This is a genomic window from Bradyrhizobium sp. CCBAU 53421 (assembly GCF_015291625.1).
GTDB lineage: Bacteria > Pseudomonadota > Alphaproteobacteria > Rhizobiales > Xanthobacteraceae > Bradyrhizobium.
In genome coordinates, this window is sequence record NZ_CP030047.1 from 5,251,177 (window position 1) to 5,266,363 (window position 15,187).

The 15,187-nt window shown below is 62.7% G+C and carries 20 protein-coding genes and 2 tRNA genes; 8 read left to right on the forward strand and 14 right to left on the reverse strand.

Translation table 11 applies throughout. The annotated features are described in order from the left end of the window. Positions 1-2 precede the first annotated feature (2 nt). Positions 3-500: an Lrp/AsnC family transcriptional regulator gene (locus XH92_RS25115; RefSeq protein ID WP_194454501.1), complete on the forward strand. Its 498-nt coding sequence runs from the start codon at positions 3-5 to the stop codon at positions 498-500. 29 nt (positions 501-529) lie between these two features. On the opposite strand, the gene XH92_RS25120 is transcribed toward XH92_RS25115, so the two are convergent. Further along, a complete protein-coding gene (locus XH92_RS25120; protein WP_092113947.1) occupies positions 530-835 on the reverse strand; it encodes an ETC complex I subunit in 306 nt (101 codons plus the stop codon). Positions 836-1,079: 244 nt separating this feature from the next. Between XH92_RS25120 and XH92_RS25125 the strand changes: the two genes are divergently transcribed. Continuing rightward, entirely contained in the window at positions 1,080-2,243 is a 1,164-nt protein-coding gene (locus tag XH92_RS25125; RefSeq protein ID WP_194454502.1) for an OpgC domain-containing protein, read from the forward strand. Between the two features lie 6 nt (positions 2,244-2,249). Here XH92_RS25125 and XH92_RS25130 read toward each other — a convergent pair whose 3' ends face one another. Beyond that, entirely contained in the window at positions 2,250-4,070 is a 1,821-nt protein-coding gene (locus tag XH92_RS25130) for a carbamoyltransferase C-terminal domain-containing protein (RefSeq protein ID WP_194454503.1), read from the reverse strand. Positions 4,071-4,436: 366 nt separating this feature from the next. Between XH92_RS25130 and XH92_RS25135 the strand changes: the two genes are divergently transcribed. Next, a complete protein-coding gene (locus XH92_RS25135; RefSeq protein ID WP_212317329.1) occupies positions 4,437-4,718 on the forward strand; it encodes a hypothetical protein in 282 nt (93 codons plus the stop codon). 477 nt (positions 4,719-5,195) lie between these two features. On the opposite strand, the gene XH92_RS25140 is transcribed toward XH92_RS25135, so the two are convergent. The 6 genes from XH92_RS25140 to XH92_RS25165 form a co-directional block, all read right to left on the reverse strand. Next, positions 5,196-5,972 carry a cyclase family protein gene (locus tag XH92_RS25140; protein ID WP_194454504.1) on the reverse strand — a complete coding sequence of 259 codons (777 nt, stop codon included), beginning with the start codon at positions 5,970-5,972 and terminating at the stop codon, positions 5,196-5,198. Positions 5,973-6,957: 985 nt separating this feature from the next. Further along, positions 6,958-7,034, reverse strand: a tRNA-Pro gene (locus XH92_RS25145). Positions 7,035-7,150: 116 nt separating this feature from the next. Continuing rightward, positions 7,151-7,630, reverse strand: a complete 480-nt coding sequence (locus XH92_RS25150; RefSeq protein ID WP_246787608.1) for a DUF192 domain-containing protein — start codon at positions 7,628-7,630, stop codon at positions 7,151-7,153. 123 nt (positions 7,631-7,753) lie between these two features. Further along, positions 7,754-8,416 carry a cold-shock protein gene (locus tag XH92_RS25155; protein ID WP_194454505.1) on the reverse strand — a complete coding sequence of 221 codons (663 nt, stop codon included), beginning with the start codon at positions 8,414-8,416 and terminating at the stop codon, positions 7,754-7,756. Positions 8,417-8,615: 199 nt separating this feature from the next. Continuing rightward, positions 8,616-9,377, reverse strand: a complete 762-nt coding sequence (locus tag XH92_RS25160) for a Sir2 family NAD-dependent protein deacetylase (RefSeq protein WP_194454506.1) — start codon at positions 9,375-9,377, stop codon at positions 8,616-8,618. 28 nt (positions 9,378-9,405) lie between these two features. Further along, positions 9,406-9,627, reverse strand: coding sequence for a hypothetical protein (locus XH92_RS25165; protein WP_194454507.1), 222 nt, complete (start codon positions 9,625-9,627; stop codon positions 9,406-9,408). On the opposite strand from XH92_RS25165, the gene XH92_RS25170 reads away from it, so the two are divergent. Next, the gene (locus tag XH92_RS25170; protein WP_194454508.1) at positions 9,627-9,788 is read left to right on the forward strand and encodes a hypothetical protein; all 162 of its coding nucleotides are present in this window, start codon (positions 9,627-9,629) and stop codon (positions 9,786-9,788) included. The genes XH92_RS25165 and XH92_RS25170 overlap by 1 nt on opposite strands. Before the next feature lie 100 nt (positions 9,789-9,888). Here the strand turns inward: XH92_RS25170 and XH92_RS25175 are convergent, their stop codons facing one another. The 3 genes from XH92_RS25175 to XH92_RS25185 all read right to left on the reverse strand — a co-directional run bounded on the left by XH92_RS25175 (position 9,889) and on the right by XH92_RS25185 (position 11,241). Beyond that, a complete protein-coding gene (locus XH92_RS25175; protein ID WP_194454509.1) occupies positions 9,889-10,164 on the reverse strand; it encodes a hypothetical protein in 276 nt (91 codons plus the stop codon). 301 nt (positions 10,165-10,465) lie between these two features. After that, entirely contained in the window at positions 10,466-10,660 is a 195-nt protein-coding gene (locus XH92_RS25180) for a hypothetical protein (RefSeq protein WP_194454510.1), read from the reverse strand. A 233-nt stretch (positions 10,661-10,893) separates the two neighbouring features. Continuing rightward, a complete protein-coding gene (locus XH92_RS25185; RefSeq protein ID WP_194454511.1) occupies positions 10,894-11,241 on the reverse strand; it encodes a GrlR family regulatory protein in 348 nt (115 codons plus the stop codon). 168 nt (positions 11,242-11,409) lie between these two features. On the opposite strand from XH92_RS25185, the gene XH92_RS25190 reads away from it, so the two are divergent. From XH92_RS25190 to XH92_RS25205, 4 genes are all read left to right on the forward strand, one after another. Beyond that, a complete protein-coding gene (locus XH92_RS25190; RefSeq protein WP_194454512.1) occupies positions 11,410-11,583 on the forward strand; it encodes a hypothetical protein in 174 nt (57 codons plus the stop codon). A gap of 139 nt (positions 11,584-11,722) precedes the next feature. Next, on the forward strand, positions 11,723-11,968 hold the full coding sequence (locus XH92_RS25195; RefSeq protein WP_194454513.1) for a hypothetical protein: 246 nt from the start codon (positions 11,723-11,725) through the stop codon (positions 11,966-11,968). A gap of 761 nt (positions 11,969-12,729) precedes the next feature. Next, entirely contained in the window at positions 12,730-13,182 is a 453-nt protein-coding gene (locus tag XH92_RS25200; protein WP_050420326.1) for a VOC family protein, read from the forward strand. Positions 13,183-13,533: 351 nt separating this feature from the next. Continuing rightward, positions 13,534-14,175 (forward strand): glutathione S-transferase family protein, encoded by a 642-nt coding sequence (locus XH92_RS25205; RefSeq protein ID WP_194461412.1) that lies wholly within the window; start codon positions 13,534-13,536, stop codon positions 14,173-14,175. Between the two features lie 12 nt (positions 14,176-14,187). On the opposite strand, the gene XH92_RS25210 is transcribed toward XH92_RS25205, so the two are convergent. The 3 genes from XH92_RS25210 to XH92_RS25220 all read right to left on the reverse strand — a co-directional run bounded on the left by XH92_RS25210 (position 14,188) and on the right by XH92_RS25220 (position 14,965). Beyond that, complete coding sequence (locus XH92_RS25210) at positions 14,188-14,433, reverse strand: hypothetical protein (protein ID WP_194461704.1); 246 nt, start codon at positions 14,431-14,433, stop codon at positions 14,188-14,190. A 31-nt stretch (positions 14,434-14,464) separates the two neighbouring features. Next, the gene (locus XH92_RS25215; RefSeq protein WP_194454514.1) at positions 14,465-14,722 is read right to left on the reverse strand and encodes a PilZ domain-containing protein; all 258 of its coding nucleotides are present in this window, start codon (positions 14,720-14,722) and stop codon (positions 14,465-14,467) included. 168 nt (positions 14,723-14,890) lie between these two features. Beyond that, positions 14,891-14,965: transfer RNA gene (locus XH92_RS25220), tRNA-Glu, on the reverse strand. Positions 14,966-15,187: the final 222 nt, after the last annotated feature.

A 15,187-nucleotide genomic window follows, 5' to 3' on the forward strand; every position in this document is an offset into this window, starting at 1 on the left:
CTGTGACAGAGCGCCCACAGCTCGATGACATCGACCTGCGGATCCTGTCCGAATTGCAGCGGGACGGCCGGATCAGGATCAACGAGCTTGCCGAGCGGGTCGGCATCACCGCCCCGCCCTGCCTGCGCCGGGTCCGCGCCTTGCGCAGCCGCGGCGTGGTGCAGGCGATCCGCGCCACGCTTGACGAACGGCTGCTCGGCTATGAGGTGACGACCTTCGTCCTGATCCAGCTCGACAGACAGAACCTGATCGCGATCGAGGCGTTCGAGGCCGCGGTGGCGGCCGTGCCGCGCTTCCTGCAATGCTGGCGGATCTCGGGCGACGCCGACTTCATGCTGAGATGCGTCGCGCCCAGTGTCGACGACATGCGTCAGCAGCTGCTGCAGTTCGCCGGCCTGCCCAACGTGCGTAAAATTAGAAGTTTTCCGGTGCTCGGCATCTCCAAGGATGCGCCGCTGCCGATCCCGGGCGCCCTCGCCGCGCCTACCCCCGCGAGTTGATCGTCAGCCCTGACGGGCCCGATCCAACCCTAATGGGTCCACGGCTCCCAGCGGCGGAATGCGAAATTGTCGGCATAGGCGATCTGGCGGTGCGCCGAATCTTTCGGCTCGATCACCTGGTAGGCGATGCCCTTGCGCTCGCAATAGGCGACCGCCTCCTCCTTGGTCTCGAACTGCAGCGTGAGCTGCTGCTTCATGTCGGTGGACGAGGTCCAGCCCATCAAGGGCTCCACCGTGCGCGGCTGCTCCGGCTCGTAGTCCAGCTGCCACTCCTTGGTCTTGGCACGTCCCGATTGCATCGCGTTTTTGGCGGGCTTAAAAATGCGTGCGGTCATGGATGGTCGGGCCCCGTGGGATGTGCGACATGGAAGCGATTTGAAGGAAACCGCCGGGATAGTATAGAGACACCGTTCAACGAACTGATCGGTGATTCCTCGATCTCGGAGGGAGCCTTCGCCGGACCGGTATAGTCATTCTACCGCGCTGTGACAATCTGGCCCCGGGAGGCTTCCCTTTGGAGTCCCTTGGGCCCGCGGCGCGGCCTTCTCGACAGCATCATCTCGAGGAAGCGGCGCTCCCATGGAAATCCACGCCACCCTGCCCGAAAAAGGACGTGACCTCCGCCTCGACCTGTTCCGCGGGGTCGCGAACTGGGCGATCTATCTCGATCACATCCCCGACAATATCGTGAACTGGATCACGACCCGGAATTACGGCTTCAGCGACGCCGCCGACCTGTTCGTCTTCATCTCCGGCTACACCGCATCCTTCGTCTATGCCCGCATGATGCTGGAGCGCGGCTTCATCGTCGGCGCCACCCGGCTGACCAAGCGGGTCTGGCAGCTCTATGTCGCCCACATCATCCTGTTCGTGATCTACATCGCCTCGATCAGCTATTTGGCGCTGCGCTTCGGCGATTCCGAGATCATCAACGAGTTCAACGTCGCCGGCCTCGTCGACAACGCCACCGAGACGCTGCGCCAGGGCCTGTTCCTGAAATTCAAGCCGGTCAATCTCGACGTGCTGCCGCTCTACATCGTGCTGATGGGGCTGTTTCCGCCGGTGCTGTGGTTCATGCTGCGGCAGCCGAACTGGACCATGATCGCCTCGCTCGCGCTGTGGCTGGTGTCGCGGCACATGGGCTGGAACCTGCCCGCCTACCCCGCCGGGACCTGGTACTTCAATCCGTTCGCCTGGCAGGTGCTGTTCGTGTTCGGCTCGTGGTGCGCGATGGGCGGCGCGCGCGCCAACATGCACATCATCAATTCGCGCTACACGCTGTGGTTCTGCATCGCCTATATGATCTTCGCCCTGATCATGACGATGGCCGGCCGCTTCCCGGACTTCGGCGCGATGTTCCCGGACTGGCTCTATTCAACCTTCAACCCGAACGACAAGACCAACCTCGCGCCCTATCGCTTCCTGCATTTCGTGGTGATCACCGTGCTGGTGATCCGCTTCGTCCCGAAGGACTGGTCGGCGCTGGAGTGGAAGGTGTTCGACCCCCTGATCGTCTGCGGCCAGCAGTCGCTCGCGGTGTTCTGCGTCGGCGTGTTCCTGTCCTTTGTCGGACATTTCGAGCTCTCGATGAGCTCGGGCTCGCTGTTCGCGCAGATTTTCGTCAGCATCTCCGGCATCGCGATCATGACGATCGTGGCCTATTACATCTCGTGGTCGAAGCGGCAGGACAAGCCGGTCAAGCCGCCGGCGCAGAAACCGGCGGCACCGGCGAAGGCGGCCTAACGGGCTTCAAGCCCCGCCGCGGCTGGGATCCTGCGTCGTCGAGGAGACGATGGTGGCGACGTCGCCGAACGTCGTCATCACGGGCGTGACCACCTTGTGCATCGCGGTCTTCGTCACCAGCGTGTCGTGCAGCACGAGGTTGTCGATCCCGGTGGTGAGGAAGCAGCTCACCGCATCCTGCGGCGTCTCGATGATCGGCTCGCCCTTGACGTTGAACGAGGTGTTGATCAAGACCGGCACGCCGGTCAGCGCCTCGAACTCCTTCAGCAGGCGATAGAGCGCCGGGTTGGTTTCCTCCCGCACGCTCTGCACCCGCGCCGAGCCGTCGACATGCACGATCGCCGGGATCCGGTCGCGCCATTCCGGCCGTACCGGCTTTGCGATCAGCATGTAGGGTGAGTCCTCCTCACCCTCGAAGATTTCCTTCATGCGCTCGGCCAGCACGATCGGCGCGAACGGACGGAACGCCTGGCGGTGCTTGACCCGGCTGTTGAGGATGTCCTTCATCTCGGCCTTGCGCGGATCGGCGATCAGGCTGCGGTTGCCGAGCGCGCGCGGACCGAATTCGGAGGGGCCCTGAAACCAGCCGATCACGCGCTGATCGGCGAGCAGCTTCGCGGTATCGCGGCAGATGTTGTCGCTGCGCTTGGCCTCGATCTGGATGCGCACCAGGAAGCCTTGCAGGGCTGCCGCGACCTCGGCGTCGCTGTAGCGCCGGCCGACATAGGCATGGTCCATCACGAAGGAGCGGCGTGCTTTGAGGATTTCCAGCCAGCCGTAATAGGCGCAGCCGATGGCGATGCCGTCGTCGCCGGCGGCAGGCTGGATCCAGACGTTCTCGAAGCCGGCCTCGCGCGCGATGCGCCCGTTGGCCACGCAGTTCAGCGCGACGCCGCCGGCAATGCAGAGGTTCTTCGCGCCGGTGGTCTCGCGCAGCCAGCGCGCCCGCGCCAGCAGCACATTCTCGGTGTCGTCCTGCACCCGCCAGGCGATGTCCTCCCAGTGCCGCATCGTCGGGCTCTTGTCCCAGCTGCCGCTGTCGAGCACGAAGGGCTGCCGGTTCTCCTCGCCCCAGAACGGCACGTGCAGCCTGCCATCCTGCATCTCGAGCAGATGGCCGACCTGCCCATGGCGGCCATAGGGCGCAAGCCCCATCAGCTCGCCGCACTTGTTCCAGTCGCCGAACACATAGGTCGAGACCCGGCTGTACAGCGCCCCTAAGCCCGGCATGTTGTAGAACTCATCCGACAACAGACCGCGCGCCGGCTCCATGAAGACCTTCTTCAGGCATTCGAGCTTCGTATCATCGAACCTGTAATAGCTCTCGGACTCGCGGGCGAGCGGCGACGCCCCATCCTGCGGATAGGACTCCATCGCGTCAGCCTGATAGCTGCCGACGCCGTCGACGATCATCACGACGCCGTCCTTGAACGGCGACACCGCAAACGCGCTGTAGGCATGCGCGAGGTGATGCGAGATCGACACGACCTTGTCGGACTTCGAGCGAAACAGCGGATGCTTGATCGCCTCGTTGCGCTCGGCGATCGGCAGGAAGCCCGGCATGTCCTGGTGGAGCATCCGCTCCTCCATTTCGGGCACCGGCAGGATGTAGCTGTTGCGCACCACGAGATCGACGTCGTCGAGCGTGATGCCCTCGGCGGACAGGCAGTAGTCGACGACCTCCTTGTAGAAGCCGGAGGCGTGCTTCTCGCGGGTGATGCGCTCCTTGGAGATCGCGTAGGCGATCGCGCCGTCACGCAGCAGGCAGGCGCTCACGTCATGGTCGTAGACGTTGAGACCAAGGACGTAGGTGTGTTGTTTCGGCATGGGCACTCTTCAGGGAGGATTCTCGAACGCTCAGAGAACATGATCGTGTCGACTTCAAGTTCTCGACGGCATTTTTCGCGGCCCGCAAATCTCTGCTTCTGCGATGCACAAATCAATTCGACGCAATGCAAGATGAACAGAATGAACGGCGGATGAACGACAAGATGAGCGTAGCAACCACATCATCCTTTGCAGATAGGAACGTAACTTGACCTTACCTGTTGCTCTCAATAGAGTCGTTAAAGCTCGCAAGAACCTTAGTGAAAATATTGTCTTAGCATGCTCGAACCGGACGCCGGTCTCGCGCGTCTAAGCGAGACAGCCAGCATCGGTTCAGATGTTTGGAAGTGACTGGAGATCTTCAGAATGACTAAACGCTACAATATCCTGACTCGTTGCCTCGCAGCGGTCGCTTTGTTGTTCGTCTATGTCGCAAGCACCTCCGCCATCCTGGTCGGCGCCACCACGTCGTCTGCGCAGGCGCAATGGCGCGGACGTGGCTATGGGTATCGCGGCGGCTGGGGACGCGGACGCGGATGGGGTTATGGTCGCGGATATGGTTATGGCCGCGGCTATGGCTACTACGGCGGTTATGTCGGTCCCCGTTGCTGGTGGACCCCGCGTGGTGTTCGCGTTTGCCGGTGGTAACAACCGCTCGGCCGACACAAGCGATATCGAAGACACCAATCAGGTGCGTCGGTCCCGACGCACCTGATTTCGTTTTGGAGCTTGCTTCGTCTGCCGGAGGCTTGGATTTCCTGCTGGGGCTTGGTTCTCTTGGCGGGCTTGGCTCACCAGCGGCGCGCAAGAAAGAGCCCCGGGAGACGCCGGGGCTCTAGTCACGGGAGAGAACGCGTCGGAAATCGGGATGCGAGGAAGAGCCGCCGGCCCGATCACCCAATGCATCTACGACGTGCATCAGAGCAGATTCGCCTGCCTCAGGCTGTAGCCGTGCCGCAACAACCTGCGGGAATGAACGGCCTGTCCACCGGTTCCCGAACGTGACCAAAATCTCCGAAGCGCCTAGAGCCTACCCCGTTCCGATTAAATCGGAACGCGGCTCTGGATTCTTGCTTTGACGCGTTTTCTTCACGCGAACCGGTATCCACTTCGCTCGAAAACGCTCTAGCCATCGAGGATCGCGACGGCCCGCGTCCACCCGGCCGACGCACGTTCGATCTTCACCGGGAAGCACGACACCATGAAGCCGGTCGACGGCAGCTGCTCGAGATTGTGCAGCTTCTCGATGTGGCAGTAGCCGATGTGCCGCCCGGCCTTGTGGCCCTCCCAGATCAGGCTGGCGTCCCTGGTCTCGGCGTATCTTTTCGCGGTGAAGACGAACGGCGCATCCCAGCTCCAGCCATCGATGCCGGTCAGCCGCACGCCGCGCTCGAGCAGATACATCGTCGCCTCATAGCCCATGCCGCAGCCCGAATTGACGTAGTCGGCCTGGCCATACTTCGCGCCGGCGCTGGTGTTGACGACGACGATCTCGAGCGGCGACAGCGTGTGGCCGATGCGCTTCAGCTCGGCTTCGACATCGCCCGCGGTCGCGACGTAGCCGTCAGGCAGATGGCGGAAGTCGAGCTTCACGCCGGGCTGAAAGCACCACTCCAGCGGCACCTCGTCGATGGTCCACGAGCGCTCGCCGCGGTTCATGGTCGGATGGAAATGCCAGGGCGCATCGAGATGCGTGCCGTTGTGGGTCGAGAGCGAAACCTGCTCGACGGCCCAGCCCTGCCCGTCAGGCAGATCCGCGGCCTTCAGCCCATCAAAGAACTGCAGCATGCGCGGCAGCCCTTGTTGATGGTCGATATACTGGATGGTCGGGTGATTGCCCGGCGGATCGGCCGGAACGTCGTTCTGCAGGGGAACGGAGATATCGATCAGTCTGCGCGCCATGGTGCCTCCTCGCGGATTGGTCTTGTCAGGCTGAGCCAACCTGCCAGTCCGCGTGCTCCATCGGCAAGCCACATCCGCTGGAGATCAGGCCGCGGCCTGCCCCGGTTGCGACAGCGGCAAGGAGCCGCAGCATTGAACCTATTTCCCGCGCGGACGACCCATGGGCACTGGGGATTTCAGGGCCCAGTATTCGGCGACGCCGTCTGGGCGAATATATTCCGTCCAGGCGGCGTTGTTGCGTCAGGCGAGACATCCCGGCCGGAGCGTGATTACCCGGGCCAGAGTGCTGTTCACGTACAGAGAGACGCAGAAACAATCCGTGTGCTCATATCGGGCGGATTGCCGGTGGTGTTGCCACGGCGATACAGAGATACCCCTGCAACGATGCTAACCAACCTGCATCTGAACCAAGACGGGGTTGCGTCGTGTCGGGATTTGATCACTGGAACGGTGCAAATAGAGCTTACTCGTCCGCCGAAGCGCCACACCTGCGCGATGAGCAGCAGCAGTTCGATCGCTATCACAAATTCGACGACGCCATCCCGCGGCCGTCGGAGCGTGGCCCAAGAACAGTGATCCTGGATCGCTACAACCCGCCGGCTCGTTGATCTGGTCAGCGCCCGGGCGGCCGAAGTTGCCGGGAACGGACCGCGGGGCTCCGGTCCGCGCTTGCTCTTTCAAAATGCCAACTGACCGCGATTTGTCGATCAACGGCGCATCGTGATGAGCTTGTCGCTAACTACCGGCTGGTTCGGACCCCAGTCATTGGTAAGCTGAGCGAGAGCGTTTCGCCACAGGCGTGCGTTGCCGCCCCAGCCTCACCCGCTAGCTGACCATCAGGATCCGCAAATTCAGCAATGGGCTTCGCTACGAAAGCGATCCGCTAGCGGATTCGTCAAAAACGCCGCCCGCTTCCTTCCGCCCTCTTCCCAAACGCAAAATCTGGGATAAAGAGCCTCGAAAACTATTAAGTCTTTGATCTGGATGGTCGGGGCAGCTGGATTCGAACCAACGACCTGCAGTACCCAAAACTGCCGCGCTACCAGGCTGCGCTATACCCCGACATTTCCGAGAAGCCCCGTGGATACACGCTTCAGCCAGCGCCAGCAAGGCACCGGTGCGGGGCCTGCCGCGACGAAATCGGCGGCGGTTTCCGCCCCCGCAATCGCCTCAAAACGCTAGTGGCCGGCGAACAGCGGGTGGCCGACCCGGTCGCCAGGCTGGATGCCGTATTTCTGCGCGGTGCCGGCAATCACCTCGAGGACGCCCCGGGCGAGCCCCCGCGACGGAATGATCTTGGTCGACATCGGCTCGGTGTTTTCGGCGATCCGCAGAATGCGCCCGTCGGCGCGGATGAATATCATGTCGAGCGAGATGTAGGTGTTCTTCATCCACATCGACACTTCCTGCTCCGGCGTGAAGTCGAACAGCATGCCTTTGCCGTCCGCGAGCTCCTTCCGGTACATCAGGCCGGTCTCCTTCTCCTGCTCGGTGGTCGCCATTTCGACCGAGAAGACGTGCACGCCTGACTTGGTGACGATCTCGAGCGGCTGGACGCTGGCGGCCTGCGCGGCCGGCACCAGCAGCACGCCCAACGTGATGACGAGGCAGGCCAGCAGTTGCGGGTGAAGGCGCCCAACCATGCGAACGAAATTCATCGACAAATACTCACACCGGAGAAGATTTTCCGGCGGACCCTAACCCGATGATTGCGGCAAATGCCAGAGCCCTGAAGGCTCGCCGACGGCTCACGTTTGCGTCAGGCAGTCTCCGCTCGGAGCTCAGTGTGACGACAGCGCCGAGGGGCCGGTCTCCGGATGGATCTCGGCGGCCATCATGCCCTTGGAGCCGGGCCCGAATCGCACCAGCACATACTGGCCGGGGCGCAGCTCGGTCATGCCGAAGCGGCGCAGCGTCTCCATGTGCACGAAGATGTCGGGCGTGCCCTCCCCGCAGGTCACGAAGCCGAAGCCGCGCAGCCGGTTGAACCATTTGACCTGTGCACGCTCGAGCCCGCTGGTCGCCGTCACCGTGACATGGGTCCGCGGCGGCAGCATTTGCGCCGGATGGATCGCGGTCGACTCGTCCATCGAGACAATGCGGAAGGCCTGGTAACCCTTCGCGCGCTGCACGCACTCGACGACGAGGCGCGCGCCCTCATAGGCGGTCTGGTAGCCGTCGCGGCGCAGCACCGTCACGTGGAGCAGGATGTCGGGCCAGCCATTGTCGGGGACGATGAAACCGTAGCCTTTCGAGGCATCGAACCATTTGATGACGCCGGAGACTTCGACGAGGTTGGCTGCGGTGTCGCCGAGACCGGAGAAGGCATCGATTGCCGGATCGCGCGGCGCGCTGCCGTACTCGCCTTGTGCAATCCTGCTTTGCCCAACTCCGCCTATCGGCGGTCCGCCGAGCTTCTTGGACTCAAATCCGTCCGACCCCATGACCCCGGACCCCACACATCAAATGCAGAGCGCCGACGTTGCGGCGCACCCTGTACACGCTGCTTTCCATGACCAACTCATTTGGACGCTGCGCGAATCTCTCAACCAAAAGATAACACTCCCGCTTGCCGGGCATAGCTAAAAAACGATTCTTGCCGGAACTATGAACAGGCTTGCACAGCCGCGAATCAAGCAGGCATCAATTGCCTACGAACGGACCAAGCGTGTCGCCGATGTCGTGGCGGATCACCAGGTCGGCGATGTTGTCCTGATCGGTCGGCTCGTTGTTGATGATCACGAGCCGCGCGCCGCTCTCCTTCGCCATCATCGGAAAGCCTGCGGCGGGCCACACCACCAGCGATGAGCCGATCGCCAGGAACAGGTCGCAGTGCCTCGAGAGTTCCGCCGCGCGGCGCATCGCATCCTCGGGCATCGACTGCCCGAACGAGATCGTCGCGGTCTTCACCGGATCGCCGCAGTCAGCGCAGTCGGGCGCACCACCGGCCTTGTCGAAGTGCAGCTTCACCCACGCGAGGTCGTAGTCCTTGCCGCAACCGATGCAGCGGGCGTAGGTGGTGTTGCCGTGCAGCTCGATGACGTCGTCGGCCTTGAAGCCCGACGCCTGATGCAGATTGTCGATGTTCTGGGTGATGATGCCAGGAACCTTGCCTGCCCGGTAAAGCGAGGCCAGCGCACGATGCCCGCGACCGGGCTTTGCGGCCACAAATGTCGGTTCCATCGCGAAGCGCCGGCGCCATGACTCGTCACGCGCCTCCTGGCTGGCCACGAACTCGTCGAACGGGATCGGCCGGTTGCGGGTCCACAGCCCGCCAGGCGAGCGGAAGTCGGGAATGCCGCACTCGGTGGAGATGCCCGCTCCGGTGAAGGGCACGATCGATGATGCCTCGGCAATCATGTTGCCGAGCCGCTCGACGCCGCTGCGCAGATCTTTTGCAATCACTGGGAATGATCCGGTTGACCGGCGGCGACTATAGCACGGTCGAACCGATTGCGAGCTCAACCATCACGCGAGCGATCTGCTGCGGTCGGGCCGCAGCTTCGCCGGGCGCATCAGCTTCGTCGCTCGTCCGCTGCCTTTCTTCCGCTGCCTTGGCTTCATCACAATCCTGCAAAGCCCGCTCCGCATTGACGCCCAATTCACTGATGCCAATGCGCGGCGGGGATAGGACCATGACGAAGAGGATGGGCAATGGCCGATCAGGAAGACAGTGCCGCGCGCGAGCGCGAAGAGATCGTCGCGCGCGTTGCCAGCTTCCGGGCGACGCAGCGGAAGTTCGAGCGCGATCGCCAGGAATATTACGACAACACGCTCGGCAATGTCTGGAGTGGGTTTCAACGCAAGAGCGCCTGATGTCGCTCGCCGAAGGATCGAGGCCAAAGCGCTTCCGCGCGATCACACCTTGACGCACGGTTGAGAAAGCCCGGAGCGATGTGCTCCGGGCTCGTCGCCGTTACCAGTAATGGCGATAGTAGTGGTGCCGATAGTACGGACCGCGATAATAGCCGTATCCGTCGTCGTAATAGCCGTAACGCGGGCCATAATAGCCATAGTAGTCGGGCCCGTAATAGCGTGGGCCGTAATACGCACCGGCCGCGCCTGCGGCGAGTGCGCCGGCGGCCAGACCGAAAGCCAGACCAGGTCCGATGTGACGCGCCTGCGCCGGCGCGCTGACCATCGTTGCGCCCACCGTCGCAACCGTCGCCAAAACCGCCAATGTCTTTTTCATGGCAACCTCCTCACGTGGTTATGCGCACCAACGCGGGCATAATGGGATGGTTGCAGCAAAATGGCGGTTCGGGTTCCACAGCCATGCGAAAGCGCAAAGCTACCATCGGTTAGCGCTGGAACAAAAACACAACCTCAATGATTAGCTTGAGTTGAGCGAGGTTGGCATCGATGCCGGCGTGGATGGAACTGCTGCTGAACGTGATGGGCTTTGCCGGCTTTATCGGCATCGCGATGTATCACAAGCATCCGAACGGAAAGCTGCCGGACTAGGCGCCGCGGCGCAGCTCAATTTGCCTGTTCTAGTTTGATTTCCGCGGCTCGCCCGCCGTACGGACCAGCCGGTCCGCCTTCACGAGCACCTTGCCACCGTCCGGCTGCGGCCGAAGCCAGAAGCTGATCACGACAAAGGCGGCACAGAACAGCAGGCCCACGACCATCACACGGCGGTGGGTCGATCTGTCAGCACGATGGAACGATGGCGTCATGGCTGTCATCTGCAGCCATCTCAGCTGCAATCGCAGGTAGTGGCAACGCAATATCGCTCTTAACCTAACCTAGTAGGGTTAGCGGTGGTCCGGGAAGGCATCGTCGGACGGCGTCATTGGCCGCGCCGCCTCATCCACAAAGATATCCAACGTTCGTCCGCAGCAAATCCACAGCCGCAGCAGGTCGATTTGCCAAGCAGAATGCGGAGCTTGCTGCGCACCCGTCCACAGGCTGCCGCCAATCAGGCATCGGCGAGGCGCTTGAGGGTCGCCTGGAAGCTCAGACTGCGGGTTCCAACCAGCACGGTCCCGAACACCTCGGCCTCGTCACCGCTGAAGATGCCGGAAAAGCCACTCGTCACCTCCTGCCCTGCGAACAGCGGCCGGGCGAACGGATCGGAAAACGGGGAGTGCTGGTTGGTCCTGAGGTGCCCCTTCCAGGTGCCCTCACCGGCCGTGTAGGCCCCGATCGACCAGAAATACGGCCCGCCGCCGATCAGCAGACCATCGCGCAGGATCAGGACGCCGCTGTCGCGGCCGCGCACGCCATCCATCATATGGATATGGATCGAATAGAGCCCGTTCCTCATCGGTCGCGCCGTCCGGTCCCGAAAGCGCACAGTATGGCGCCAAGCCGGCCGGCACGCGAGCGGCCCGATCCCGCCCGGCCGTCGAATCGGGCCGGACGCGCGGTTCCAGGCCGCTTACAAATCGTTAACAAAGCCCTGACAAGGTCCGACCGCCGGAGGGAGAGAGCCATGCTCATTTACCCCGTACCCGTCGAAGTGACGCAAGCCCGCGTGCATCTCGTCGTCGATCAGACGGCGAAGGAAGAGCCGCGCATCATCAGCGAGGATGTGCTCGACGTCTTCGCCGCCAAGAACAAGGCCGATCGCGACGCCGTCGAGGCCATCCTCGACATCAAGGTGTAAAAGGCGCGAGCGGCAAGTGTTCCCGAGACACAGCGGCACCATTCGCACGTTGGCCGCGGCTCGCCCCATTCCGGTCGACGCGATCAAGAGGAACTACTCGACTGCGCGCGGGTCATCCTGGTGACGCCAGGAGACATCAATGTACAAGCCGATCGTCGTCATCATCTTCACCTTGATCTGCGGCACGGCCTTTGCCCAAGACATAGGTCCAGCCCCGCAAAGCGGGATGGAGCGTCCTGAAAACACCAATGGAGCCACTCCGAACGGCTCGATGGATACCACGGGCATGGATACGAAACGGGCCAATGAAGCCGAGACGAGAGGCACGGCGCGTGGCACGACGGATGCCTCAAAACCCGGGACCAAGGCGCAGAAGCCGAATTGATGGCGAAATATCGAGACCGGGTGGTGCCAGCCGCCCTTGCGGCTTTGGCACTGCGTGTCCCACGCGAGGTCCTTGAACCTTTTGTTTTCCCCGAAGACTTATCCGCACTGGGGATTTCAGGGCCCAGTATCCGGCACAGCGCTGTGGGACGAAGATATTCCGTCTACGCGGCGCTGTTGCATTTTGCAAATTCAACCTTAAGTTTGGTCCCCAACAGTTGACGGCTCACGCCCTGAGAGATCCCCAGTCCGTCAACTGGGAAAGCCCCGCATCCAGCCTGCGGGGCTTTCTATTTTTCGGATGCTGGAACCTTGCGCCGTGCGCATCGTTGGATGTCTGGTTGCCGGCACGATCTCCCCAAGGCCGGTCGGCATCAGACCTCGCGAGCCCCACTCGCGGGGTTTTGCGTTTTAGAGAAGGTCCAACCTCGCGCGTCCTTGATTGGCCGTGATGGGCATTCGATGAGATAGAGGGCCGTGCCTCCAAGGCTCGACCACGAAAGCCCCGTCCCAGAATTTTCCTGGGCGGGGCTTTCCCGTATCGCCCGCCGCATCAGCGTGTCGCAGGTCGCCCCGTCCTCACCCGGCCAGGTGAAGCCATCTCGCTCAATGCAAGGGCTCGCGAAAGCTTGAGAACGCAAGCGCCCGGAGCTGCGGCAAAAGTCGTCTGGGCCCCTGCCGCGCGCAGCGTTTTGCTGCTATTTCTTGGCGCGTCTCGCCCGAGCCCAAACAAAATCTCTGAATTTCCAGGAGGACAAGAAAATGCGCTATCTGCACACCATGCTGCGCGTCCGCAATCTCGATGTCGCGATGAAGTTCTATCAGGACGCGCTGGGGCTGAAGGAAGTGCGCCGCATCGACAACGACAAGGGCCGCTTCACGCTGGTGTTTCTCTGCGCCGAGGAAGACCTCCATCTGCTGAAGTCGCTGCCGCAGACCCGCGGCGCGCCGCTGGTCGAATTGACCTACAATTGGGACGAGGAGAAATACGGCGAGGACCGCCATTTCGGTCATCTCGCCTACGAGGTCGACGACATCTACGCGACCTGCGAGAAGCTGATGAAGATGGGCGTCACCATCAACCGTCCGCCGCGCGACGGCAACATGGCGTTCGTGCGTTCGCCCGACCTGCACTCGATCGAGATCCTGCAGAAGGGCGATCCGAAGGCGCCGGCCGAACCGTGGGCCTCGATGCCGAACACCGGGCACTGGTAAACGCCACGCCTACGCACGCGTTCCTATCCGTGCTTCTCCATCGGTGAAGCGCGGCGCGACCGCGAGGAACGTGGCGCTTTGGTTGACGTTGCCTCCTCACACAAGGAATGCGAGGAGGCAACGAGAGATGGGAAAAGGAATTTTGCTTTGGCTGTTGGGTGTGCCGATCCCGGTGATCATCGTGCTGTGGTTGCTGTTCGGTCACTGACCGCGCTTTGACTGAAATTGAAGAGGCTCTGCCGCATCGCGGCGGAGCCTCTTTTTTTGCGCTCGGTGCAATTCACCCCGCGCATTTCCCCGACGGTTCGGCTAAGAACGCGCGCAAAGCGCAATAGCGGGAAGAAAAGCGTGATGGACAGCAAGCCGCAACTGACGATCTGGGGCCGGCCCAACTCGGTCAATGTGCAGAAGGTGCTCTGGTGTCTTGCCGAGCTCGACCTGCCCTATCATCGCATCGATGCCGGCATGCAGTTCGGCAAGAACGATCAGCCTGACTATCTCGCTATGAATCCGAATGGCCGCGTCCCGACGCTGGTCGACGGCGACTATGTGCTGTGGGAATCCAATTCGGTGATGCGCTATCTCTGCATGGCCTACGGTCAGGGCTCGCCGATCTATCCGCAGGCGCCGAAGGCGCGCGCCGCCGTCGACCGCTGGCTCGACTGGACGCTATCGACGCTGCAACCGGTCGAGCGCCCGCTGTTCTGGGGACTGGTGCGCACGGCACCGGACAAACGCGACATGGTCCAGAGCCAGAAGGACGCCGATGCCGCGGGCCTGGTGTGGCAGGTCGTCGAGGCGCAGCTTGCAGGCCGCCGCTATGTCGAGGGCGATCAGTTCACGATCGCCGACGTCGCGCTCGGCGCCTTTGCGCGGCGCTGGTTCGGCGTCGAGGGCGTGACCAAGCCGAAGCTGCCCCATCTCGAGCGCTGGTTCGGCGAGATCGCACAGCGGCCGGCCTTCGTCCGCTTCATCGCACCGCCGATGTCGTGAGCGGCGAGCCGCTCAGCGGCCGCTCGACACCCCCGCGCCGACACTGATGGCGCCACCTAACCTCACGCAGGTGTCGGAGCCCTCGACCTTGACGAAGCCCGGTCCGTACGAGGAGCAGGGATTGCTCCGCGTCGCGGATTTCGACGGCAGCGTCCTGCCGGCATCGGTCGGCGTCTGGAAATTGCGGCGGTCGCCGGCTTGCGCGAACGCAGCGGCGGGAAGCAGCACGGCGATGATGGCGAAGCAGGTCTTGCGCATCCGGCCTTTTATCGCGCGCCGGCCGGTGAGGCTAGCGCACGAATCTGACGCCGAACGTCCTGCCTTCGCGCCAGACCACTTCGCAGGCGCGCCCGGTGCGGGCGTCGCGCGAAAACGCCAGCCGCAGCTTGGCCGGCAGCGTGTTGTTGTCCTGCACGGTGATCTTGGCACCCGACGAGGACATGTCCTCGACAACGCAAGGCCGTGCGGCGAATCCGCCGTCGAGCGTGATCCAGCCGGATTGACGCAGCGATTTGCGCGTTTCGCGCTTCTTGGACCCTAGAGCCATCACATCATCCCCGGCGACCACGCCTATCGCCGCTGGCTTACCAAAGGGTTGCGAAATCGCGGCGGATTGCAGTGATTGCCGGTTTGTTCACACCCGCCGAACGGCACGGCAAGGCGTTCGCCGGCGCGACAATTGGTTGAGACTGCTGGATTACCGGTTTGGCGCTGGTGGCGCTCCCTAGCGGAATCGAACCGCTCTCTCCACCGTGAAAGGGTGGCGTCCTAACCGATAGACGAAGGGAGCAAAACTCCCGGCAAATCAATACGTTAGACGTGAGATAGGCCGGACTGGCCGTGACCTGCAACCGGCCGCGACGGGCGAACGTATAGTGGCGATTGGCCGGACGGGCAAGCGTTCAGAACGCTTTTCCCGGATTGCCGCCCGGATCACCCGCCGAAGGTCACCTGCAGGATAACCCGGCCTCGATCGAGGTCCAGAAGCCGCAATGCGACGGCGCATGCGCAT

What these genes read in the sequence shown, in the direction of transcription:
- XH92_RS25120 (WP_092113947.1), bottom strand. Translation starts at nt 835, where the DNA reads ATGACCGCACGCATTTTTAAGCCCGCCAAAAACGCGATGCAATCGGGA.
- XH92_RS25125 (WP_194454502.1), top strand. Translation starts at nt 1,080, where the DNA reads ATGGAAATCCACGCCACCCTGCCCGAAAAAGGACGTGACCTCCGCCTC.
- XH92_RS25130 (WP_194454503.1), bottom strand. Translation starts at nt 4,070, where the DNA reads ATGCCGAAACAACACACCTACGTCCTTGGTCTCAACGTCTACGACCAT.
- XH92_RS25135 (WP_212317329.1), top strand. Translation starts at nt 4,437, where the DNA reads ATGACTAAACGCTACAATATCCTGACTCGTTGCCTCGCAGCGGTCGCT.
- XH92_RS25140 (WP_194454504.1), bottom strand. Translation starts at nt 5,972, where the DNA reads ATGGCGCGCAGACTGATCGATATCTCCGTTCCCCTGCAGAACGACGTT.
- XH92_RS25150 (WP_246787608.1), bottom strand. Translation starts at nt 7,630, where the DNA reads ATGAATTTCGTTCGCATGGTTGGGCGCCTTCACCCGCAACTGCTGGCC.
- XH92_RS25155 (WP_194454505.1), bottom strand. Translation starts at nt 8,416, where the DNA reads ATGGGGTCGGACGGATTTGAGTCCAAGAAGCTCGGCGGACCGCCGATA.
- XH92_RS25170 (WP_194454508.1), top strand. Translation starts at nt 9,627, where the DNA reads ATGGCCGATCAGGAAGACAGTGCCGCGCGCGAGCGCGAAGAGATCGTC.
- XH92_RS25175 (WP_194454509.1), bottom strand. Translation starts at nt 10,164, where the DNA reads ATGAAAAAGACATTGGCGGTTTTGGCGACGGTTGCGACGGTGGGCGCA.
- XH92_RS25180 (WP_194454510.1), bottom strand. Translation starts at nt 10,660, where the DNA reads ATGACAGCCATGACGCCATCGTTCCATCGTGCTGACAGATCGACCCAC.
- XH92_RS25185 (WP_194454511.1), bottom strand. Translation starts at nt 11,241, where the DNA reads ATGAGGAACGGGCTCTATTCGATCCATATCCATATGATGGATGGCGTG.
- XH92_RS25190 (WP_194454512.1), top strand. Translation starts at nt 11,410, where the DNA reads ATGCTCATTTACCCCGTACCCGTCGAAGTGACGCAAGCCCGCGTGCAT.
- XH92_RS25195 (WP_194454513.1), top strand. Translation starts at nt 11,723, where the DNA reads ATGTACAAGCCGATCGTCGTCATCATCTTCACCTTGATCTGCGGCACG.
- XH92_RS25200 (WP_050420326.1), top strand. Translation starts at nt 12,730, where the DNA reads ATGCGCTATCTGCACACCATGCTGCGCGTCCGCAATCTCGATGTCGCG.
- XH92_RS25205 (WP_194461412.1), top strand. Translation starts at nt 13,534, where the DNA reads ATGGACAGCAAGCCGCAACTGACGATCTGGGGCCGGCCCAACTCGGTC.
- XH92_RS25210 (WP_194461704.1), bottom strand. Translation starts at nt 14,433, where the DNA reads ATGCGCAAGACCTGCTTCGCCATCATCGCCGTGCTGCTTCCCGCCGCT.
- XH92_RS25215 (WP_194454514.1), bottom strand. Translation starts at nt 14,722, where the DNA reads ATGGCTCTAGGGTCCAAGAAGCGCGAAACGCGCAAATCGCTGCGTCAA.